23 protein-coding genes and 1 tRNA gene are annotated in these 21,589 nt (G+C 61.1%); 11 read left to right on the forward strand and 13 right to left on the reverse strand.

Annotated elements, in window-relative coordinates; all coding sequences use genetic code 11:
• The first annotated feature begins 12 nt into the window (after positions 1–12).
• The 6 genes from C8K44_RS16330 (at position 13) to C8K44_RS16355 (ending at position 4,030) form a co-directional block, all read left to right on the forward strand.
• On the forward strand, positions 13–567 hold the full coding sequence (locus C8K44_RS16330; RefSeq protein WP_109576869.1) for a DUF177 domain-containing protein: 555 nt from the start codon (positions 13–15) through the stop codon (positions 565–567).
• A 105-nt stretch (positions 568–672) separates the two neighbouring features.
• The gene (gene plsX / locus C8K44_RS16335) at positions 673–1,740 is read left to right on the forward strand and encodes a phosphate acyltransferase PlsX (protein WP_109576870.1); all 1,068 of its coding nucleotides are present in this window, start codon (positions 673–675) and stop codon (positions 1,738–1,740) included.
• 12 nt (positions 1,741–1,752) lie between these two features.
• Positions 1,753–2,724, forward strand: coding sequence for a beta-ketoacyl-ACP synthase III (locus C8K44_RS16340; protein WP_109576871.1), 972 nt, complete (start codon positions 1,753–1,755; stop codon positions 2,722–2,724).
• Positions 2,725–2,855: 131 nt separating this feature from the next.
• Positions 2,856–3,179, forward strand: coding sequence for an integration host factor subunit alpha (locus C8K44_RS16345; protein ID WP_109576872.1), 324 nt, complete (start codon positions 2,856–2,858; stop codon positions 3,177–3,179).
• Positions 3,180–3,290: 111 nt separating this feature from the next.
• Positions 3,291–3,830, forward strand: a complete 540-nt coding sequence (locus C8K44_RS16350; RefSeq protein ID WP_109576873.1) for a MerR family transcriptional regulator — start codon at positions 3,291–3,293, stop codon at positions 3,828–3,830.
• Positions 3,831–3,953: 123 nt separating this feature from the next.
• A tRNA-Pro gene (locus C8K44_RS16355) sits at positions 3,954–4,030 on the forward strand.
• A 174-nt stretch (positions 4,031–4,204) separates the two neighbouring features.
• On the opposite strand, the gene C8K44_RS16360 is transcribed toward C8K44_RS16355, so the two are convergent.
• The 7 genes from C8K44_RS16360 to C8K44_RS16390 all read right to left on the reverse strand — a co-directional run bounded on the left by C8K44_RS16360 (position 4,205) and on the right by C8K44_RS16390 (position 10,291).
• On the reverse strand, positions 4,205–4,456 hold the full coding sequence (locus tag C8K44_RS16360; RefSeq protein WP_199227115.1) for a DUF1344 domain-containing protein: 252 nt from the start codon (positions 4,454–4,456) through the stop codon (positions 4,205–4,207).
• 262 nt (positions 4,457–4,718) lie between these two features.
• Positions 4,719–4,970, reverse strand: a complete 252-nt coding sequence (locus tag C8K44_RS16365; RefSeq protein WP_109576874.1) for a hypothetical protein — start codon at positions 4,968–4,970, stop codon at positions 4,719–4,721.
• 284 nt (positions 4,971–5,254) lie between these two features.
• The gene (locus C8K44_RS16370; RefSeq protein ID WP_109576875.1) at positions 5,255–5,500 is read right to left on the reverse strand and encodes a DUF1344 domain-containing protein; all 246 of its coding nucleotides are present in this window, start codon (positions 5,498–5,500) and stop codon (positions 5,255–5,257) included.
• Between the two features lie 201 nt (positions 5,501–5,701).
• Entirely contained in the window at positions 5,702–6,940 is a 1,239-nt protein-coding gene (locus C8K44_RS16375; protein WP_109576876.1) for an O-antigen ligase family protein, read from the reverse strand.
• Positions 6,937–8,472 (reverse strand): undecaprenyl-phosphate glucose phosphotransferase, encoded by a 1,536-nt coding sequence (locus tag C8K44_RS16380; protein ID WP_109576877.1) that lies wholly within the window; start codon positions 8,470–8,472, stop codon positions 6,937–6,939. The genes C8K44_RS16375 and C8K44_RS16380 overlap by 4 nt, the downstream gene beginning before the upstream one ends.
• Before the next feature lie 94 nt (positions 8,473–8,566).
• Positions 8,567–9,718, reverse strand: a complete 1,152-nt coding sequence (locus C8K44_RS16385; protein ID WP_109576878.1) for a glycosyltransferase family 4 protein — start codon at positions 9,716–9,718, stop codon at positions 8,567–8,569.
• 6 nt (positions 9,719–9,724) lie between these two features.
• On the reverse strand, positions 9,725–10,291 hold the full coding sequence (locus tag C8K44_RS16390) for a polysaccharide biosynthesis/export family protein (protein ID WP_109576879.1): 567 nt from the start codon (positions 10,289–10,291) through the stop codon (positions 9,725–9,727).
• Positions 10,292–10,492: 201 nt separating this feature from the next.
• On the opposite strand from C8K44_RS16390, the gene C8K44_RS16395 reads away from it, so the two are divergent.
• Together C8K44_RS16395 and C8K44_RS16400 are read left to right on the forward strand one after the other, a co-directional pair.
• Positions 10,493–12,688 (forward strand): exopolysaccharide transport family protein, encoded by a 2,196-nt coding sequence (locus C8K44_RS16395; protein ID WP_109576880.1) that lies wholly within the window; start codon positions 10,493–10,495, stop codon positions 12,686–12,688.
• Between the two features lie 136 nt (positions 12,689–12,824).
• Positions 12,825–13,355, forward strand: a complete 531-nt coding sequence (locus C8K44_RS16400) for a dihydrofolate reductase family protein (RefSeq protein WP_109576996.1) — start codon at positions 12,825–12,827, stop codon at positions 13,353–13,355.
• Positions 13,356–13,387: 32 nt separating this feature from the next.
• Here the strand turns inward: C8K44_RS16400 and C8K44_RS16405 are convergent, their stop codons facing one another.
• Positions 13,388–14,584 carry a GNAT family N-acetyltransferase gene (locus C8K44_RS16405; protein ID WP_109576881.1) on the reverse strand — a complete coding sequence of 399 codons (1,197 nt, stop codon included), beginning with the start codon at positions 14,582–14,584 and terminating at the stop codon, positions 13,388–13,390.
• Between the two features lie 88 nt (positions 14,585–14,672).
• Here C8K44_RS16405 and C8K44_RS16410 point away from each other — a divergent pair, with 88 nt between their 5' ends.
• Complete coding sequence (locus C8K44_RS16410) at positions 14,673–15,719, forward strand: polysaccharide deacetylase family protein (RefSeq protein WP_109576997.1); 1,047 nt, start codon at positions 14,673–14,675, stop codon at positions 15,717–15,719.
• Positions 15,720–15,721: 2 nt separating this feature from the next.
• Here C8K44_RS16410 and C8K44_RS16415 read toward each other — a convergent pair whose 3' ends face one another.
• Entirely contained in the window at positions 15,722–15,940 is a 219-nt protein-coding gene (locus C8K44_RS16415) for a DUF2842 domain-containing protein (protein WP_109576882.1), read from the reverse strand.
• Positions 15,941–16,108: 168 nt separating this feature from the next.
• Here C8K44_RS16415 and C8K44_RS16420 point away from each other — a divergent pair, with 168 nt between their 5' ends.
• The gene (locus tag C8K44_RS16420; RefSeq protein ID WP_109576883.1) at positions 16,109–17,203 is read left to right on the forward strand and encodes a COX15/CtaA family protein; all 1,095 of its coding nucleotides are present in this window, start codon (positions 16,109–16,111) and stop codon (positions 17,201–17,203) included.
• Here C8K44_RS16420 and C8K44_RS16425 read toward each other — a convergent pair.
• The 3 genes from C8K44_RS16425 to speB all read right to left on the reverse strand — a co-directional run bounded on the left by C8K44_RS16425 (position 17,193) and on the right by speB (position 20,019).
• Positions 17,193–18,035 carry an aminoglycoside phosphotransferase family protein gene (locus C8K44_RS16425; protein ID WP_109576884.1) on the reverse strand — a complete coding sequence of 281 codons (843 nt, stop codon included), beginning with the start codon at positions 18,033–18,035 and terminating at the stop codon, positions 17,193–17,195. The genes C8K44_RS16420 and C8K44_RS16425 overlap by 11 nt on opposite strands.
• Before the next feature lie 2 nt (positions 18,036–18,037).
• Positions 18,038–18,976, reverse strand: a complete 939-nt coding sequence (argC, locus tag C8K44_RS16430) for an N-acetyl-gamma-glutamyl-phosphate reductase (protein ID WP_109576998.1) — start codon at positions 18,974–18,976, stop codon at positions 18,038–18,040.
• Between the two features lie 86 nt (positions 18,977–19,062).
• Positions 19,063–20,019, reverse strand: a complete 957-nt coding sequence (gene speB, locus C8K44_RS16435; RefSeq protein WP_109576885.1) for an agmatinase — start codon at positions 20,017–20,019, stop codon at positions 19,063–19,065.
• 196 nt (positions 20,020–20,215) lie between these two features.
• Here speB and C8K44_RS16440 point away from each other — a divergent pair, with 196 nt between their 5' ends.
• On the forward strand, positions 20,216–21,289 hold the full coding sequence (locus C8K44_RS16440) for a glycerophosphodiester phosphodiesterase family protein (protein WP_109576886.1): 1,074 nt from the start codon (positions 20,216–20,218) through the stop codon (positions 21,287–21,289).
• 11 nt (positions 21,290–21,300) lie between these two features.
• Here C8K44_RS16440 and C8K44_RS16445 read toward each other — a convergent pair whose 3' ends face one another.
• Positions 21,301–21,582 (reverse strand): hypothetical protein, encoded by a 282-nt coding sequence (locus C8K44_RS16445; protein ID WP_146203949.1) that lies wholly within the window; start codon positions 21,580–21,582, stop codon positions 21,301–21,303.
• Positions 21,583–21,589: the final 7 nt, after the last annotated feature.

Here is a 21,589-nt window from a genome sequence, read left to right on the forward strand (position 1 = left end):
AGGAGGCCACCCATGAAGCTCGTCGAAACCTCAAGCCCGGTGTCCTTCCCGGTGAACGTCGCTAGGCTGCCGCAAAAAGGCATGTCGGCCGTCGTCGATGCCGACGCGTTCCAGCGCGCGGCACTTGCCGAGGCGCACGGCCTGTTGTCGGTCGAGCGCTACAAGGCGGATTTGCTGGTTACCAAGTGGAAGCGCAACGGCGTCAAGGTCAGCGGTCGGGTCAAGGCCCAGATTACCCAGGCTTGCATTGTCACCCTCGAACCGGTGGAAGCGACCATTGACGAGGACGTCGAAGGCGTTTTCCTGCCCGAGGATTCCAAGCTCGCAAGGCGCGGATTCAATGAGGCCGGCGAGATCCTGCTCGACGCGGAGGGGCCCGACAGCCCCGAAACCTTTACCGGCGACACGATTGACGCGGGCGCCCTTGCCGAGGAGTTCTTTGGCCTCGCCATCGATCCTTATCCGCGCAAGACAGGCGCTACTGTTGCCAACCCCGATGACGGCGACATCGAGCCGATAGAGAGTGAATTCCAGAAAAAGCTTCGTCTAATTTCCAAGAAGCTTTGAAAACGCCCGCCGTTTCGCGTAATCCCGGTTGTGCGCTCATCCAGAGCCGCTATTTTCGCCGGACTTTTGCGTGCCCTTCGACGCCAACAGTGAGATGACCGACGCGTGATCAAGATTTCCATTGATGCCATGGGTGGCGATCACGGTCCTTCCGTGATCATTCCTGCTCTGGCCAAGGTCGCCACCAGGCGCACCGACATTCGCTTCATCATCTACGGTCGCGAAGAAGTGGTCCGACCCGAACTTGCCAAGCAGCCGCGGCTCGCGCCAGTCAGCGAGTTCGTCCATTGCGAGGTGGCCGTGCGTATGGACGACAAGCCGAGCCAGGCGCTGCGCCATGGCCGCTGGAAGTCGTCGATGTGGAAGGCGATCGAAGCGGTCAAGTCCAACACGTCGGACGCGTGTGTCTCCGCCGGCAATACCGGCGCGCTGATGGCAATGTCGAAATTCTGCCTGCGTACCATGGCGACCATCGACCGCCCGGCGATCGCTGCCCTTTGGCCTACGACGCGTGGTGAAAGTGTGGTGCTGGACGTTGGAGCCACCATCGGAGCCGACGCCCACCAGCTCATCGATTTCGCCATTTTGGGCACAGGCATGGCTCGGGCATTGTTCGGTATCGAACGGCCCACGGTTGGACTGCTCAATGTCGGCGTCGAAGAGATCAAGGGCCAGGAAGAGGTCAAGGAAGCCGGGCGCATGCTGCGCGAGGCCAACATGGCTTCGATGAACTACCAGGGCTTCGTTGAAGGCGACGACATTGGCAAGGGGACGACGGATGTCGTTGTCACCGAAGGCTTTGCGGGCAACATCGCGCTCAAGACCGCCGAAGGCACGGCGCGCCAGATCGCGGGCTACCTGCGCGAAGCGATGAGCCGCACGCTGATGGCCAAGATCGGCTACATCTTTGCCAAGGGCGCGTTCGACCGCCTGCGCGAGAAGATGGATGTGCGCCGGGCCAATGGCGGAGTTTTCCTCGGGCTCAACGGTATCGTGGTGAAAAGCCACGGCGGGGCTGACGCGGATGGTTTCGCGGCCGCCATCGAAATGGCCTATGATATGGTTCGCAACCGGCTGCTCGATCGCATCGAGGCCGATCTCGACCTCTTCCACGCACGCAACCCGCATGCGGCGATGGGACGACCAGCCGCTGCGGTCGAAGATCAGGAATAGGATTTTTTCAAAGTGATCAGATCAGTTGTGCGCGGCATCGGTTCAGCGCTGCCCCGCCGCATCATGAAGAACGCCGATTTCGAAGGCATGGTCGAGACATCGGACGAGTGGATCGCCCAGCGCACCGGCATTCGCCAGCGCCACATCGCCGCCGATGACGAAACGACGGCATCGCTCGGTGAGGCGGCAGCGCGTGCTGCGCTGGATAATGCCGGCCTGACGCCTGCCGACATCGACCTGATCGTGCTGGCGACGTCAACTCCCAACAACACCTTCCCGGCGACCGCCGTCGAGATACAGAACCGGCTTGGCATGCGCCACGGCTTTGCGTTCGACATGCAGGCAGTATGCAGCGGCTTTGTCTATGCCGTCACGACGGCCGATCTCTACATCAAGGGCGGCCTTGCGAAGCGCGTGCTTGTCATCGGTTCCGAAACCTTCTCGCGCATCCTCGACTGGTCGGACCGCTCGACCTGCGTGCTTTTCGGCGACGGTGCCGGTGCACTCGTTCTCGAAGCCGCCGAGGGACAAGGCACCATCGCCGACCGTGGGGTGTTGGCCGCGAGCCTGCGCTCCGACGGCACGCACAAGGACAAGCTCTATGTCGACGGCGGCCCGTCGACGACCGGCACTGTCGGTCACCTCAAGATGGAAGGCCGTGAAGTCTTCAAGCACGCCGTGGGCATGATCACTGACGTGATCGAGGACGTTTTCACCCAGGCCGACATCTCCGCCGACGATCTCGACTGGTTCGTGCCCCACCAGGCCAACAAGCGCATCATCGACGCTTCGGCCAAGAAGCTCGGTATTCCTGAGGACAAGGCCGTGGTCACTGTCCATCTCCACGGCAACACCTCCGCCGCCTCGGTGCCTCTGGCGCTTTCGGCCGCCGTTGCGGATGGCCGCATCAAGAAGGGCGACCTCGTGATGCTCGAGGCCATGGGCGGTGGCTTTACCTGGGGTGCCGTGCTCGTCAGGTGGTAGTTCGGGCATCGCGGCAGTGCCTGAACGACGTTCTCGGAAAGGTCATGGCATCGGTCCTTGACCTTGACGGATCAATTACTTAACCTCCGGCGCGTTTGCTAAATTGTTGTTTTTGAGGATGGGACCGTCGCATGGGGGGAAAGACACTTACGCGTGCCGATCTCGCTGAATCCGTCTACCGGAAAGTCGGCCTTTCCCGTACGGAGTCGGCGCAGTTGGTCGAAACGGTTCTCGACGAAATCTGCGAGGCAATCGTGCGCGGCGAGACGGTCAAATTGTCGTCTTTCGCCACGTTCCATGTCCGCGACAAGAATGAACGCGTGGGTCGCAACCCCAAGACCGGCGAAGAGGTGCCGATCCTGCCGCGCCGCGTCATGACCTTCAAGGCGTCCAACGTACTGAAGAGCCGCATCCTGCGGGCGCATCAGGGCGGCAAGTCCAAGGCCGCCAAGTAACTTTTTCCGCTCTAACCGGTTGATAGCCTGGTGCGTGATTCGCGCCGGGCTTGAATGTTGTCGCGCAAACCGCTGAAATGAATCACGAATCGTTTTGCGAAAGTGGCGACCATGGACAAGAGCCCCGACGCCTTCCGCACCATCAGCGAAGTGGCCGAAGATCTGGACCTGCCGCAGCACGTGCTGCGCTTTTGGGAAACCCGCTTTACCCAGATCAAGCCGATGAAGCGCGGCGGCGGGCGACGGTATTACCGGCCGCAGGATGTCGAGTTGATCAAGGGCATCCGTCACATGCTCTACGAGCAGGGCTACACCATCAAGGGTGTACAGAAGCTCCTGCGCGACAATGGCAACCAGTTCCTTGTCGCCATAGGCAGCGGCGATCTCAAGGCCGTCGAAGCCATCGCCCAGCGCAAGCAGGCCGAGGCGCCGCTGACGCCTGCAGCACAGCCGCGTGCGGTCGACGAGGAGATGCTGTTGGGCGAGGCCAGGGCCAAGCCCAGCCGGCGCTTCTTTGGCCTCGGCAAGGGCGATGACGACGGGCCGGTAGCGGCCGACTCAAGCAAGCTCTCCCGAGACAACAGGGCGCTCCTGCAGGAAGCGCTGTTTGATCTTCTCGAGTGCAAGCGCCTGCTCGACCAGGTGCGCTAGGCATTCGGTGGTGCTTTTTGGGCCGCAGAAATCGCGTGCCAATTCCGAATGAAGAAGTTTGGCGGGAAAGCTGCCGAAGTGGGTTGACCGGGACGGTATTATCAAGATACATCGCGACCGGTCCGGAGTGTAGCGCAGCCCGGTAGCGCACTTGACTGGGGGTCAAGGGGTCGTCGGTTCGAATCCGGCCACTCCGACCAAATTTCCCTTCCCCTAACAATCGACTGAAAGTGAACCAGCCAGCCGGCAGGTTCGGCTGGAAAAGTCAGTCGCCACCTCCTGCAAAACACGCCCTGCCTGCCACAAGAAAACGCCACAGGCGCGGTTGCGCCCATGGCGTGGTGTTCTGCTGGGGCGTAACTATCGCCGCTGCATTACATGTAGGAGCCAACCAGCACGGAGTCGATCTTCGTGCCATTGTCATGCTCGTCGATTGCTACCCGCTTGCCTGGAGCAAGTTGCGGCGGGATCGCGACGTCGCGCGGAATAGTATAGCTTTCGCCGTTGGTGAGCGTGATGACGCGAACCGCGGGGTTGAACTTCGCGACGACGCCATCGACCTCAGTGGCAAGTGCTGCGCCCGACATGAGGGTAAGCGCTGCAGCAGCAAGGATGAGCTTTTTCACTTTTCGTCTCCTATGTCCAAATATTGCAAGCATGGGTTGGGAGGTTCCATTGCTTTTGACCATGGAGTAACGTTTGGCGTCGGCGTTTGTTACACGGATATAGGTAAACTCACTACACGAGTCATTCACGGTTTCTTGTGAGCCGACCTGGTCTCCACAGTATTGAAAAAGCCATGAACGTTTCCGTCCATGGCTTTTGATTTCGTCTGGCCGATTTCCCCGTCGCTGGTGCTTTCAGGGAATCCCTGGACCGGGCGGGCCGCTAGCGCCAAAGAGAGCGGGTCAAGACACTGGTCACATCGCCACCATCGTCCCGGGACGTGATGGTGACATTTTGGCCGACCTGGATGGCAGGCAGCGGCACCCAACGGGGAATTGTGTAACTTTGACCGTTCTGCAGCGTGATGACGCGAACCTGGGGGTTATATCTGGAAACGACACCATTTGTGACATCGGCGAATGCTGAGCCTGACGTCAGGACGATTGCTGCAACCGCAAGAGCAAGTTTCCTCATGGCATTTCTCCTTGGAGTGGCCAAACGGAAGGGTGAGAGCTGGTGCTTCCGCTCACTGACCTTCGGAGAAACGGGCTATGTCCGAAAAAGTTACGATCAGACCGGTCACTTCGATACACGAAGCGATCACGCTTTGTTGTGACTTGGCCGCCGACGCGCATACTCGAAGCATTGGAGCTTCAGAACCGAGTACGATTTTCGCGTCGAAAACGCGAAAAGCCATGGGCGGGAGGGGCCCATGGCTTTCGGCAGGTCGCGAAAGTTATCGCGTATTTGGTCTCTGCTTAGAGCGCGCGAAGTACCGACGTCACCTGATCGGCATCGTCGCTCTTGGTGTTGATCGTGACCTTGTCGCCGACCTGCACCTGCGGGAGACCGATGTGGCGCGGAATGGTATAACTCTTGCCATTTTCAAGAGTAATGACGCGAACATCCGAGTTAAACTTGGCAACTACGCCCTCAGAAGCAGAAGCAAGAGCCGATCCGGTCATGATTGCGATGGCCGATGCTGCGAGGATGATCTTTTTCATTGTAGTATTCCTTTCATCTTTCGGTAGCGAAGCGTATTTTTATTTCGCTGTTTCGCTTACCACCTCCAGATAGGCGCCTACCTTTCCGGATTCCATAGGCTGGACGCTCACTCTGATTCACAAAGCGGTCACGCCGAGTTGAGCCGGCAAACGGTGCCGGACCGTTCACAGTTTCAGGGCGTTGTGTGCAACGCCGTCGAGTCAGCGGGCTTGAAAAGCCAAGGCGCGCCGGTGGCGTACTTCCAGGGCTATCGAGCCCCAGATCAGGCCGAGCAGCAGGTAGAAGTGGCGCCAATGGTCGGTGTCGATTACCGTGCCGAGCGCGACGTGGCCGAGGAAGACGACATAGGCGCACAGCAGATAGGGCTGCCATGGCCGGTTGCGCAGCAGGATGCGGAACCCGGCCGCGGCGGTCCACACGATCAGCAGGAGATAGCTGGCGAATCCGAGCCAGCCATAGTCCATCAATGCCTTGAGCCAGATGTTGTGGGTGTCTTCACCGTATAACTGACCGAAGAGGAGGGCGCCGATGCCCAACGGCTTTTCCGTGGCCCACAGGAAGCCGATGCCGTAGCGGGCGAAACGGCCGAGGCGCGCACCGTCGTACTCCTGGACCAGTTGGGCACGGGTCGTGAACAGCTCGGCGATGCTCGGGATCTGCAGCATCACCAGCAGTGCGATCGTCAGCAGCGCCACGGCGGCAATGCTCATGACGACGATCCTGAGCCGAAACTTGCCGCTATCGCTCTGCAAAAACAGGAAGCTGGTGAGCAGTATGGCCGAGACGCCGAAAAGTCCCCATGCACCGCGCGAAAACGACAAGAAGATGCCACCGGTGACGATGAGCAGCGGCATCGCATAGATCGCCATCTTCAACGGATTGCCGGTCAGCACGCGGTAAAGAAGATAGATGCCGGGCAAGGTAAGGAAGGGCCCGAATACGTTCGGGTCCTGGAAGGCACCGGCGGCGCGGTCGAATTTGGTAAACATCTCGGCACCGGGCATCGCGCCGAAATAGCCAAGGATGCCAAGCACGGAGGTAACGACGGCCGAGATGACCCAGGACAGGAAAATGACCCTGAATAGCCTGGGATCGGCTTCGGTAACCGCTGCAAAGAAGATCGCCGTGAAACCGAGGAACAGCGACACCGCTAGGTAGAGCGGCGTGTTCATCAGATTTTCCATCTGCGTCATGGCAATCATGCCGCCGATGTTGAACGTGACGATCAGCACGACCAGCGGGGTGATGGCGCGCGAAATGCGCAGGCCAAAAAGCGACCATACCGCGATCAGTCCCGCCATGTAGAGCTCGTAAGGTGCGGGCTCGCGGATGACAAAACCCGACAGCAGCACGCCCAGCGCGATGGCACCGGTAGAGATGAGCCCGATCAGCTTGGCGTTGATCGCAGCTCGCGGCAGCTCATAGCTGATCGCTCTCAATAGGCGTTTTCCGTGTTGAGGAGGCGGATCGGTGTCAAGAACAGGATCTTGATATCGAACCAGAGCGACCAGTTCTCGATGTAGTATAGGTCGAACTCGGTACGCTTTCTGATCTTCTCGTCGGTGTCCATCTCGCCGCGCCAGCCATTGATCTGCGCCCAGCCGGTGACACCGGGCTTGACCTTGTGGCGCGCGAAGTAGCCGTCGACCACTTCGTTGTAGAGCAGGTTGTGCGACTGCGCGGCCACTGCGTGCGGGCGCGGCCCCACCAGCGACAGGCTGCCGAACAGCGCATTGAAGAACTGCGGCAGTTCGTCGATGGAGGTCTTGCGGATGATGCGGCCGACACGGGTGACGCGCGGATCGTTCTTGGTCACGCTCTTGCGGGCCGTCGGGTCGGACTGGTCCGTATACATGGAGCGGAACTTGTAGACCTCGATCACCTCGTTGTTGAAGCCGTGGCGCTTCTGCTTGAACAGCACCGGCCCCTTGCTGTCGAGCTTGATGGCGATCGCGGTTGCAAGCATCGCCGGCGAAAAGACGACGATGCCCAACAGGCTGAAGACGATGTCGAAGGCGCGCTTGGCGACTGAATCCCAGTCGTTGATGGGCTTGTCGAAGATGTCGAGCATCGGCACGGCGCCGATATAGGAATAGGAGCGCGGCCTGAACTGCAGCTGGTTGGAGTGCGCGGAAAGCCGGATGTCGACCGGCAGTACCCAGAGCTTCTTGAGCAGTTGCAGCACGCGGGTTTCCGCTGTCAGAGGCAGCGACACGATCAGCATGTCGATGCGCGCGATCCGGGCAAATTTCAACAACTCCGATACGGTTCCGAGCTTCGGATAGCCGGCGACGATCGGCGGCGAACGCCTGTCATCGCGATCGTCGAAGATGCCGCAGATGCGGATGTCGTTGTAGGGCTGCTGTTCGATCGAACGGATCAGCACTTCGGCGGCTTTGCCACCGCCAACGATGACGGCTCGCCGTTCCATGCGTCCATCGCGGGCCCAGCGCCGAATGAAGCGTGCCATGATCAGGCGCAGGCCGATCAGCAATGCCAGTCCAAGCACGAACCAGCCGCCGAACAGGAGGCGCGAATAATCTGACGAAACCTTCATGAAGAAGGCCGTCAGGGCCATCAGCGCGAAGGCGGCAGCCCAGCAAAGGGTGATGCGCCCGACGGTGGCGGTAGGCCGCATCAGCGATTGCGGCTGATAGCAGTCCATGACTTCGAAGAACACCACCGCTGCGAGGGACGCGGTCAAAATGACGAGCGGATACTGCCAGCCGAGATGGCCAAGGAAGCCGACGTGATAGACGTAGAGTGCCAACCCGGTGATGAAGAGCAGGGCGAGTTCCGCGAGGCGCAAGGCGCCGCTGACCATGACCGGAGACATGGTGTCGCGCCGGTATTGTGCTGCCACTTCCTGGGCGACGCTGCTGAGCTTGGCGGTGTCGGATTTTTCGCCGTCGCCGCTAGCCGCCTTGACGGCTTCCGGGCTGAAGCGGCGCTTCGGGTCAAATTTGGTCATTGTCGTCGATCTGTTCGGGTCGCCGGTTTACCAGATCGACATAACAACGATGAGCTAAGAAACCCTTGAACAGGGAGGAACCTGCCGGTGCTGCTCAGCCGCTTCGAGGGGCAAGAGCGGAAAAGTAGGCTTTCTCGACGTCGTGAGCCATGACCGCGACCCCGAACCGCGATTTCAACTCGCACGTATCGGGCATCCAACCTGCGTATTCCGCAGGCGATTGCAACGCTGCAAGCATCTTCTGGCTGATCTCTGCCGCGTCAGGGGTGACCAAGGCAGGGGATGACGATCCCAGAATTTCAGGAATGCCGCCAACGGCGGTCGCAATGATCGGCTTGCCTGCGGCAAGCGTCTCCAGCACGATATATGGCATTGCTTCCGCACGGGACGGCACCACGACGAAACGGGTGAGTGCAAAGGCCTGGCGCGCCGGCATCGGCGCCATGAAGCGCACGTTACCCCCGAGGTCCAGCCTTTTTACCTGGGCCCGATAGCGTGGCAGGTCGTCGCCGTCGCCAACCATGACCGCTGTCACATTGCGGCCAAGATGCGTTTGGACCTTGTCCAGCGCATCGATGAAGAGGTCAGGTCCCTTCAAGTCGCGCATCATGCCGATATAGAGAAAATCGGCGGCGTCTGGCAGCGCAGGAACCGGTTCGAACTCCACGTCGCGCAAGCCGTTGTAGACCAGGCTGGTTGGAACCAGTGGCTTGCCAACCTTGCGGATGAACGTTCGCCGCTCATAGTCGGAGACGAAAAGCAGGTGGTCGGTGAACCGTTCCATCAGGCGTTCGAGCCCGAAGAACAGCTTTCCGGTCATCGTCGTCTCGTCATAGTGCAGGGAGCCGCCATGCGGCGAGTAGAGGCGGGCCACGCAATACCTTGAAACCCGCAACAGTGAGCCGAACGCACGCGCATAGACGCCCCCCTTGGCGCCGTGCCCATGCAGCACGTCCGGCCGCAATTCCTTGATGATCTTGTAGGTGCGCCAGCCCGCTGCGATATCGCCCGGGCCGATATGGCGCTGCATCGACGTACGCCTGATGCCGAGCGCCAGCATGGGCCTGATCGCTTCGAACAGGCGTTCTTCGTGTTCTCCGCCGGTGCTCGAATCGCAAACGATGCCGACCTGATGGCCAGCTGCGACCTGGGCCTCGGTCAGATCGCGCACGTGCCTGAAGATGCCGCCGACAGGCGACCTGAAGCAGTGGACGATCCGAAGCTTGCGGGGCGGGTTCTGCTGCACGGCGTGTTAGAACAGCCGCTCGCGGACATAGACCGTGTCGCCGGGCAGGAGAGGGTCGGTGGTCAGCACGCGACCGGTCATCACCTTGCCGTTGATGTCGCGGGTGATGTCGACGTCGCTCTGGTTGGCGCGGGCGCTGTAGCCGCCGGCCATTGCGACCGCTTTTTGCACTGTCAGCCCAGGAACATAGGAGTATTGGCCAGCGGCACCTACTTCGCCCATGACGAAGATTGGCCGGTAGCGGTCGACTTCGACCGAAACGTCCGGATCGCGCAGGTAACCTTGGCGCAGCTTGGTGGCCAAGGCTTTTTCGACTTCCTGGGCAGTGTAGCCGCGTGCCGGCACGCCACCTACGAGCGGGAAGGAAATGTAACCCGACTGGTCGACGCTATAGGTGTTGGACAGGCCCTCCTGTTCGAACACCGTGACGCGAATGCGGTCGCCGGCGCCGAGCCTGTAGGGCTGGTCGAGCACTTCATGAAAAGCAGCGGGTGCTGGACGATAGCTCGAGCAGCCGCTGGCAATCAGCATGGCTGCGAGTAGCGCATGGCAAAGGGGAAGGGAGCATTTCATTTAGGCAGACACACCTTCGACTGCTTGCCGCCACGCTGCGGAATATCGGTTCGCGATTGTTATCGTCTTGTTAGGGTTAATGCTCGGTAAAGGGAGGCGTGTTCTAGGGATGTCTCAGGCTAGGTGCCGTGCGACGGCGTTAACACCTGGGTTACCATGTTTGTTTACCGTGCACCTGCTCAGCCTCGGAGTAGGAATTGCATGTCTGGCGTCCAATCCAGTGCCGGTGATGTCGATGTAGATCTCGGCCAGCTCTTCGCCAGTCTCGCGAGGAACTGGCTGCGCCTGGTGCTGTTCTCCGTGGCGGTCACCGGTTTGGCCTTTGTGCTTGCCTCGCTGGCGACGCCACAATACCGCGCCGAAACGCGCCTGCTGATCGAAACACGCGAGTCCGTGTTCACGCGCCCGGACGGCAGCGGTGACAATGAGCGGCCCATCCTCGACGAGGAGGGGGTCACCAGCCAGGTTGAAGTCATCGGTTCCACCGATATCCTCAAGCAGGTCGCAAGGAAGCTCGATCTCGCCAGCCGCCCGGAGTTCGACGCGTCATCCGAAATGTCGACGATTACACGTCTGCTGGTCATCGCCGGGCTCAAGAGCGATCCGAACGAGTTGCCGCCCGAGGAACGCGTGCTCAAGGCCTTCCGCGAAAGGCTGACTATCTACCGCGTTGAAAGATCGCGCGTCATTGTCATCCAATTCTCTTCGGAGGATCCCAAGCTTGCCGCTGCCGTGCCGAATGCCATTGCCGAGGCCTATCTCGACTTCCAGCGCAGCTCCAAGCTCGAGTCGAGCACGGAGGCTACCGACTGGCTGAAGCCCGAAATCGCGGACCTGAACCAGCGCGTCAAGGACGCCGAAGCGCGTGTCGCAAGCTTCCGGTCGCAGTCTGACCTGCCGGTCGGGCAGAACAACTCGGCCCTTGCGACCCAGCAACTTTCCGAGCTTTCCAGCGAATTGTCGCGCGTTCGCGCCAACCGTTCGGCCGCCGAGGCCACGGCCCAGAGCGTGCGCCAGGCCTTGAAGAGCGGCGGTTCGATCGACGCAGTGCCGGAGGTGCTGTCTTCGGGCCTCATCCAACGCCTGCGCGAACGGCAGGTCCAGCTAAGGTCCGACATCGCCGACCTTTCGACCACGCTGCTTCCCAACCATCCGCGTATCAGGGCTCTCAACGCTCAGCTTGCCGATCTGAACGCCCAGATTCGTACGCAGGCAGAAAAGGTCCTGGCAGGCCTGGTCAATGAGGCTGCAAGTGCTGGTCTTCGCGAAAAACAGCTGGTGGCCGACCTCAACAGGTTGAAGGTGGAATCGGGACGCGTATCGGAACAGGAAGTCGAGCTTCGGGCCCTGGAGCGTGAGGCAGCCGCACAGCGCGCCTTGCTCGAATCCTATCTCACTCGCTATCGCGAGGCCGCCTCGCGTCAGGATCGCAACTATCTGCCGGTGGATGCGCGTGTCTTTTCGAGCGCGATCGTACCTTCCGAAGCATATTTCCCAAAGGTTGTGCCGATTGTCGGCGCGGCTTTCGTCGGTTCGCTGTTGCTGATGGCGATTTTCACCCTTTTGCAGGAACTGTTCTCCGGACGCGCCATGCGCCCGGCTGCAGGTGCGCGCATAACGCAAGTCACCCAGGTGGCAATGCCTGTCCGTCGCGTGGCAATCCAGCCGGACGAGGGCTCGCCGCGTCAGTGGGCTGAAGCGCCTGACGTTTCGGCTGAGCTTGCTGAAAGCAATGTCGAAGAGCCGACGATTGCCATCAAGGAAGAAATGCTCGATTCAGCGCCGCCGGTGCCTGCCGCTCATGCAGGCATCAGCATCGAGGCAGCTGCCGAGTGGCTCATCGCCGGTGGTGCTGCCCGTGCCATCTTCGTTTCGCCCGAAGGTGACGATGCTGCCGCAACCGCAGTGCTGGTCGCACGCGAGGTGGCTGATGCGGGCTTGCGTGTCTTGTTGCTCGACCTGACCGCCACCGGTGCCGCATCGCGGCCAATGCTCGATGGCGGCCGGTATCCGGGCATCACCAATCTTCTTGCTTCGGAGGCTCAATTCACTGACGTTATCCGTGCCGACCACTATTCGGATTGCGATGTGATGCCCGTTGGCACTGCTGATCCAGCACGCGCCATGCGTGCTGCCGACCGCTTGCCGATCATCATGGAGTCGCTGACGACAGCCTATGATCTGGTTGTGGTCGAGTGCGGACCGGCTGATGCCGACGAGATCAGGCGTCTTGTCGGTAACGGCACGGAAGTGCTCGTCAGCTTCCTGCACCATGACCATGAGATCGCCGACGCGGCTGATGGCCTGCGCGCCGGCGGCTACGACGACGTCATCCTTGTTACCCCGGTAGGCCATGACCTTCCGGGTTCACCGCAGCCGACACGTGAGGCTGCCTAGTATCCAGAAAGCGCACGGCTTCAGCCTTGGCGCTGGCGCGCGAGGTCACCCTCTCTAACAATCTCTGATTGTTCACCCGCTTCTGCTTCCCGCCGGTTCGAGCTATCCTGAGGGAGTTGTGACGGAGGATAGCATCGTGGCGAAGCTCGTCTTCGGAATGAACCAGTCCTTGGACGGCTACGTGGACCACATGAAGTTTGGGCCAAGCCCAACGCTTTTCCGTCACTTCATCGAGCAGGCGCGAGACCAGGTGGGCAGTGTGTACGGCAGCCGCCTGTACGAGCTCATGCGCTATTGGGACGAGGATCATCCCGAGTGGGACGAGGCGCGGCGCGACTTCGCGGCCGCGTGGCGGAACCAACAGAAGTGGGTCGTGTCACGCTCTTTGAAGTCTGTTGGCCCCAACGCTAAACTCGTCGCCGATGACATCGGGGCGTCGATACGCGGAATCAAGGCTCAGTTCGCGGGCGAGATTCAAGTCGGCGGACCCGACTTGGCACGAAGCCTGTCTGAGCTTGGCCTTGTCGATGAGTATCGCCTCTACCTCCACCCGGTCGTGCTTGGAAGCGGCAAACCATTCTTCGCCGGCCCCCAGCCAAGGCTCCGCCTAGTGGCCAGCGATCGAATTGACGAGGACGTGATCAGGCTGACGTATGTTCCTGCTTGATCGCTACGGCGACCATGTGATCCTGACCTAGGTCAGTCGTCCCCGACGGGCGCGGACTTGCCGCGCACGCCTGATCTCAGTCGCTTGACAAGCGGCCATAGCGTTGGGTTGTTCTTGATCGCGCCTTTGATGCGCGAAGTGGATTTCAGGCCAAGCGCGTAGAGGCGGCCTTTTGCGGTCAATGGCACCAGTACGTCTGCATGCCGTATCTCGATATCGCACCACTGACGCTTGTAGGGTTCGTCGCCGACGCTGAAGTCGTAGACGGCGTAACCCTGGCGACTGGCTTCGGCAATGTTGTCGAAGAACAGATATTCGCCTGGGCTGGCATAGGCCAGTTCGTCATCGGCGATGGCACCGAATTCGCAGATCAGGCGGCTGCCGGCGCGACTTGTGCCGGTGATTGCGCGGTATTTGCCAGCGACCTCCAGCCCATGCAGCACAAAAGGCGGCTTGTCGTGTTGCAGCGCACCGACAAACAGCTTGCGGAAGAAGCTGCGCACTTCGGCGTCGGCAAACACGTCCGTGATGCCCATAGACCCGAAGCGCTGCTGCTTCATGGCGAAGAAGGCATCGATCATGGCGTTCGCGTCGGCGGCGTTGGCCGCTGTCGTGCGCCGCGCGCCACCAACGGAATCGTATTTCCGCTGCTGGCTGCGATGCCGCTTGCGCTTCCTCGTGCCGTTTGTCCGCGCGAGAACTGTCTCAAAGCCGCCGTCGAGATTGACCGCTAGGGCCACGTTCGGGCTCGGAGCGGACGGCAGCTTGAGCAGCGGGTTGGGTAGGCCGTCGAAACTGGCAACCAGGCGGTCGAGCGCGACAAGGTCAACATCCTGCCGGGCTCGGCCTATCGCGCTGATGAGGGCATCAATGTCATGCGTGGTTGCTGTCGGCAGCCATTCCCTGTCCACAGCCGGAAAATTGCCGTTGGCATGCGTGCCGCCCAAGAAGCGCGCAATACGGAAGGGACCTTCGCGACGGACTTCAAGCGCGACTGAGACTACGGGGCGCCCGTTGGCGCTCAAGGTTGCAACGAAGGCGTCTGGGTTGTTGGTGTTCATCCAGGCAGACACCCACACCGGGCTCTGGGCCGGTGCGTAGATGGTTGTGAAACTGCCGTAGCGCTTGAGGGTTTCGATTGAAACGGCAACGATCTCCGCAGTCAAAGCGGTACCCGCAACCTGACGCAACAATACGTTGTTTTCGCTGGGCGCAGGAGCGTCAACCATACTTCAATCCTTGCCGGCTATTCATCGGCAGCTGGAGCAGTCCTCGGCATGCTCGATGCGGCCGAACCTAGGCGCCAAAGGTGAAGGAATGATCGACGTAGCCCGAAAGCTGGCCTTCCTGCTGATCGGACATGCTGGTCTGAGCGCGCTCGCCAAGCCTTTGGTTGGCAGCGTCGGCGCCATTCTCATGCTTCATCGCGTGACTGCTCTGCTTGAGCGGCCCGAAAGCCCCAATCGCCATCTCAGCATCACGCCACAATTTCTCGATGCGCTGATCGGCGAGATGAAGCGCATGGGCTATGCCTTTGTCTCGATGGACGAGGCGGTGGCGCGATTGCGCATGGCAAATGGCGGTCGGTTTGCGGCATTGACCGCAGACGATGCCTATCGCGACAACCTGACCGAGGCGCTGCCAGTTCTGGAAAAGCATGCCGCCCCCATCGCAATCTACGTCGCCCCGGGACTGACAGGTGGCGAGGTCGATCTTTGGTGGGAAGTGCTCTATGACATAGTCTCGGCGGGCAAGCCGATCGCGGTCACCATGCCCGACGGCAAATTGAAGCTCGATTGTTCCACGCCCGAAGGTCGCGCGGCGGCGTTCCGCCGCTTGTCAGACCACATCGCAGGCGAATTGCGTGAAGAAGAACAGCGTGCGGTCCTGCGTGGTTGGGCCGATATGGTCGGCGTCGATGCTTCCGCCCCGAACCGTACGCTCTTGATGAACTGGAACGAGATCAGGCGTTGCGCGGCGCATCCGCTGGTCACGATCGGCGCGCATTCGGTCCATCACTACAATCTCAAGCGGTTGAGAAAGGAATCTGCGCTGCGGGAGATGTATCGTTCACGCGACATGATCGAAGCCGAGCTTGGCCGCTCACCTGTCCATTTTGCCTATCCCTATGGCTATGCTGCGGCAGTTGGATTGCGTGAAACCGACCTGGCGCGCGAGGCTGGCTTTGTCTCGGCCGTCACCACGCGCCATGGCGTTCTCAGACCCGAGCATGCCGACAGCCTGCACGCGCTGCCAAGGCTTTCGGTCAACGGTCGCCACCAGGAACTGGCAGTGATGCGCGCCATGCTGTCGGGCGCGACGACTTTGGCGGCAAATCGTGGCCGGCGACTGGTGACGGTGTAGGCCTACCTGTTCGCGGATTTGGATGGCTTGACCATCCATTTGATGATCCACATGGCAGGCAGGATCCAGAGCAGTCCGCTGAAGAAGAAGAAGGCCAGGTGCACGATCGGGCCGGACTGGGACAGTTGCGCGACCGCCACCATGGTTGCGATCAGCGCATACACGACCACCAGCAGCACCAGCAGCACGGTTCCGATCAGCTTCTTGACGCGAACGGGCATTTCTTGATCCTTTATCCAGGCTTCGCATAAATGCTCCGGGCAGCCGGCGCAACCGGCGAGGGGGCGTGTGGATGCGGCGCGACTGCGTGTCGCGCGGGCTGAACTTGCCAGCGAAGCCGCTATGGTCCACCAGTCCGGCGGGTTTCGAACGAGCCGGGAACGATTGCCATGTCCACGATGACCAACATTGCAGCACCGCTTGTCCGACGCGACAGGGAATTGCGCGATCGTGCGCTCGTTCGCGGCTGGCTGTATGTCGTGCTTGTCGTCCTGTTTGCGCTGGTCATGGTCGGCGGCGCCACGCGCATGACCGGCTCTGGTCTGTCCATCACCGAATGGAAGCCGATCCACGGCGTCATCCCGCCGCTCAACCAGGCGGAATGGCAAGAGGAATTCGAAAAGTACCAGCAGATCCCGCAATACCAGCAGGTCAACAAGGGCATGACTCTTGACGAGTTCAAGGGCATCTTCTGGTGGGAGTGGGCGCACCGGCTGCTTGCCCGCGGCGTCGGCTTCCTTGTCGCCATTCCGCTCGCCTTCTTCTGGATCTCGGGCCGTCTCGAACGCCGGCTGAAGCCGCGTCTGGTAGGCCTTTTGGCGCTGGGTGGCCTGCAAGGTGCCATCGGCTGGTGGATGGTTGCTTCGGGACTATCTGAACGCGTCTCGGTCAGCCAGTACCGCCTGGCGATCCACCTGACCTTTGCTTGCATCATCGTCACGGCGGTCGCCTACATCGCACGCGGGCTGGCGACCTATTCGCAAGCGCCCGCCGATCGGGGCGTGCAGCGCTTTTCGGGCATCATGGTGCTGCTGGTAATGTTCCAGATTTATCTCGGCGCGCTGGTGGCCGGCCTTCACGCCGGTCTGTCCTACAACACCTGGCCGTTGATGGACGGCGCCATCATTCCCGGCGACCTGCTGATCATCGAGCCGGTCTGGCGCAACTTCTTCGAAAGCCCCAAGACAGTTCAGTTCATCCACCGCATGTTCGCCTACACGCTACTGGTGGTCGCAGTCTGGCACGCTATCTCGACAATGCGGGCCGCACCCAGGACGACGCATGCGCGCCGCGCCTGGATGCTGGTTATCCTCATTCTCGCTCAGGCCGCTATTGGTGTCGGAACGTTGCTGATGCAGGCGCACATGCATTGGGCATTGCTGCATCAGGGCCTTGCGCTGATCGTGCTGATCTTCGCCACCGCCCATTGGCGCGGCACCAAGGGGCCTTACCCCTTGGAAAACGACGTCGAGATCAGAAGCTAGCTCGCACGCCGCGAATCGCCGCTACCACGGCGAGTTCGCTGTTTTCGTCAGCGTCGTTACGGTCTTCGGCATGCCAGGATGCCGACAGGCAGCCCCAGGCAATCGCGTGATCGAGGATAGTGTCGGGACGTTGGCCAAGCGTCTTGGCGAAACTCTCCGCCATATACGCGATGCGCTCGGGATCGACGCAGAGATCCCCGTGGCGATCGAGCGGATTGTAAAAGAAGTTCGCCGTGTCGAAGCCTGGATCGCCCAGGATGCCCTTGGGATCGATCACAAGCCAGCCGCGTTCACCGAGCAAGATGTTGTCATGATGCAGGTCACCATGCAGCACGCGCAGTTCGTGTGGGTTTGTCAGCAGGCGCTCCGCAACGACAGCGGCTTCTGGATACGGACTTTCCACTCCTGCGTCGCGATCAAGCATAGCCTTCTTGAAAAGGCTGGCGAAACGCTCCCTGAGCGGCTGCAAATCGGCCGGAGGGGAAACATCCGAGGGCGAACGCAGCGTCGCCATCACCTCATTGGCAATGTCGGTCGCGTGCCGGTCGCCATGTTCGTTCAATTCATCGACAAGAAGCCGGTCGCCGGCATATTCGAGCAGCATGTCGTGCCGGTCGAAGCCCAGCAGCCGGACTGCGCCAACGCCGTCGCGCCATGACAGATAGTGTGCACCACGCAACTCGTCGGCGACGTCGTCGAAGGGCTTGAGGGCCTTGACCACAGCAGGGCTGCCGTCGGCAAGCCGCACCTTCCAAATGCGGCTCGAAAACGTTTCGGCTATAAGCTGGGGGGCGCTGACATTCCAGCGAACCGGAAAGACAGCTTGATCCATTCTCAGTGCTTGAGCCCGAGCATCAGGTCCATGTTCTGGACCGCGGCACCCGAGGCGCCCTTGCCGAGATTGTCGAGCAGGGCAACGAGATTGACCTGACCTTGGCCTTCGGTTCCGAAGACATAGAGTTTCATCCGATCGGTGTCGGCAAGCTCCGTCGGGTCGAGGCGGTCGAGCTTGGCGCTCGTGGCCAATGGCACGACTTCGACGATATCTTGCCCCTCGTAATGCGCCGAAAGGGCCGCGTGGATGTCGCCCATCGAAGGCGTGCCAGTGAGGTCGGTAAGGTGCAATGGCACCTGTACGATCATGCCCTGGGCAAAGCGCCCGACAGAAGGCGCAAAGATCGGGCGCCGATCAAGCAGACCGTGCTGCTTCATCTCGGCGACGTGCTTGTGCATCAGCGGCAGCCCGTAGAGGAAATGTGGCGAGGCGATATGGTCGGGACGCGAGGCGTCCTCCATCTGGCCGATCATCTGCTTGCCGCCGCCGGTGTAGCCGGAGACGGCATTGACGCTCACCGGATAATCGGCGGGCAGGATGCCGGCTGCCACAAGTGGGCGGATCAGCGAGATCGCACCGGTGGGATAGCAGCCCGGGTTGGCGACGAGGCGCGCGTCTGCGATGCGCTTGCGCTGTGCAGCGTCCATTTCGGCGAATCCATAGGCCCAATCGGGATGAATACGATGCGCCGTCGACGTGTCGATGATGCGGGTAGAATTGTTGCCTTCGAGGATGCGCACCGCCTCTTTCGAGGCGTCGTCGGGCAGGCAGAGGATGGCGACGTCCGCCTCGTGCAGCCGCTCTGCTCTGAGGTCGAGGTTGCGGCGCTCGGCCTCGGGAATAGACAGGACCGCAAGATCGTCGCGGGCGGCGAGGCGCGTGCGGATCTGCAGGCCGGTGGTGCCGTGTTCGCCGTCGATGAAGATTTTCGGTTTCATGGTCTGTCGTTCCGTCGAAAGAATTGTCATTTCAGAAGCTTATGGCCGAATTCGGACTCAATCCGGCAAGTCGTGAAATCGGCGTCTCAGGCCTTTTCGCGCGCCTTCTTCTCGGCCAGCAGGCCGAGATATTGCATGGCGACGGTGGAGCCGGCGATAGCGGTAATATCGGCATGATCATAGGCCGGCGCAACCTCGACAATGTCGGCGCCGACAATATCGATCTGGGTCATCTGGCGCAGCAGCGAGAGAATCTTGGCAGAGGAGGGGCCGCCCGCCACCGGCGTTCCTGTCCCAGGCGCGTAGGCCGGGTCGAGGCAGTCGATGTCGAAGGTAACATAGGTCTTCTTGCCGCCGGTGCGCTCGGCAATCACATAGGCGATGTCGGCAGCACGCATCTCTTCGACCTCGTGCCCGTAGAGGATCTTGATGCCGAAATCTTCCGGCGCATGCGTGCGGATGCCGATCTGGATCGAGCGGTCGGGGTCGATGATCCCATCCTTGACCGCGCGCCCGACAAAAGAGCCGTGGTCGATGCGCTTGCCGTCGTCCGGCCAGGTGTCCTGGTGGGCGTCGAACTGGACCAGGGCCATTGGGCCGTGGATGGCCGCATGCGCTTTAAGTACCGGCCAGGTCACGTAATGGTCGCCCCCGAGTGTCAGCAGGAACGCGCCCGACTTGAGGATCTTTGCCGCCTCGCGTTCTATCGTCGCCGGCGTCTTCTGGTGATTGCCGCTGTCGAGCAGGCAGTCGCCATAGTCGACCACCGCGAGATCCTCGAACAGGTCGCGCTGGAACGGATACTGCGGGTCGCAATCGAAGATGGCCGACGCCCGGCGTATCGCCTGCGGGCCGAACCGCGCGCCAGGCCGATTGGTGACGGCCGCGTCGAAGGGAATGCCCCAGACCACAGCATCGGCGCCCGCAACGTTCTTCGAATATTTGCGGCGCATGAAGGACAATGCCCCTGCATAGGTCGGATCACCCGAGCGGCCGGTGTTTGTCCGTGCCGTAAAGGCGTGATCGATCGATGAAGCGGGCATGGGCAGTCTCCTCAGTCGGTCTATCGGAATTCGAGGCGCAAGAACTACAGAAACCGGCCTCAACATGCCAGCCCCGAAGTGCAGCGTGAGGACCGCCGAAATTCCGCGCGTTCATGCCCTTGTCATCCGTCTTACATTCCCCTGTCATCGCCGCCTCGTAACTCCCTGCCCATCCTCGGGCCATGGAGCGATTCCCATGCGGGCAGTTCTGGCAGGCGCAGTCCTCGCTTTCCTTCTTGGCGGCATTTCAGCCGGGCATGCGGGAACGCGGGCCGAGCAGATCCTGGAGCGTTTCGGAAATGCCAACAAATGGCGTGACCATGTGATGGTCGTGGCCCATCGCGGCGGGCTCGCCGCCGGCAAGACGCTGTATCCCGAAAACTCCATCGCTTCGGTGCGTGGCGTTATCGCTTTGGGCGCGGAGATGGTGGAAATCGACGTTCGTCGTTCCAGGGATGGCGAACTGGTCGTCATGCATGACAGCTGGCTCGATAGGACGACAAGTTGCAAGGGCGAGGTCATCGCACGCACACTGGAAGAATTGCGGCGCTGCTATCTCGTCGTCGAGGGAACCGGCAGGGTGACGAGCGAGCCTGTGCCGACCTTGCGCGAGATGCTTGGCGTCACCAAAGGCAGGATTCTGGTCAATCTCGACAACAAGCTCGAAACCGCCGATCTCGTAGACATGGTTGCCCTGGCGCGCGACATGGGCATGGAAGAGCAGGTCGTGGTCAAGGCGAACCTGTGGGATGCCGAACGTGCTGCCACCGTCAAGGAAACCATGCGGCAGGTCGGCGCGGGCTTCCAGTTCATGCCGATCATTGCCGACGATGCGGTGCGCGATGCCAGCTTCGTAGAGGCCGTAAGCCACAAGTTTTCCGCCAGCGCCGTCGAGATGATCGCATGGCGCGGCGATGCCAAGGCGATGACCGACACGGGTGGGCCGTTGTTCTCGGGAAAGATGAGGGCGGCCGCCATACGTGGAAACTGGCATATCTGGGTCGATACCCACGCCATCGTCAACAAGCCCGGCGGCTTTCTGTCGGGCGGCCGTGGCGACGAGCTTGCGGTAGCTGCTGGCTTTCCCGACGAGACCTTCGGTTTCTGGGCCGAGCGCGGAGCGACGATGATCCAGACCGACGAACCCGATGCGGCTATACAATGGCTGGCGGCCAATGGGTACCGCGCGCCCTATGCGGACGTGGACGAGGCGATAGCGTCGGTAACAGGGCAGGGCACGCCCGGACCTCACGAGCAGCCGACCAATTGAGCCACCCACTGTCAGTCGATCGTCTGCCTGAGGGACCTCTGCCGGTCCTTGATGTCGTATTTTGAGCCGCCGGCGCTCAATAGCTTCTTCGACAGTTTCTTGCAGTGGCTGTTAGCCTTCTTGGCTGCCTTCTTCGCATCGGTGCCTTTGGCAATGGCCTTGTCGGCCGTCCGTTTCCAGCAGCTGTCGTAGTAGCTGGCGCCCTTCTGATACTTGCTGTTCGGCGCCGCCTGAGCGGCCGCCGAGGAGGCGACGAAAATGGCCATCGCGATCGCAACAGGATTGCGGGACATGACGGTT

The sequence above is a fragment of the Aminobacter sp. AP02 genome, from assembly GCF_003148805.1.
Lineage (GTDB): Bacteria > Pseudomonadota > Alphaproteobacteria > Rhizobiales > Rhizobiaceae > Aminobacter.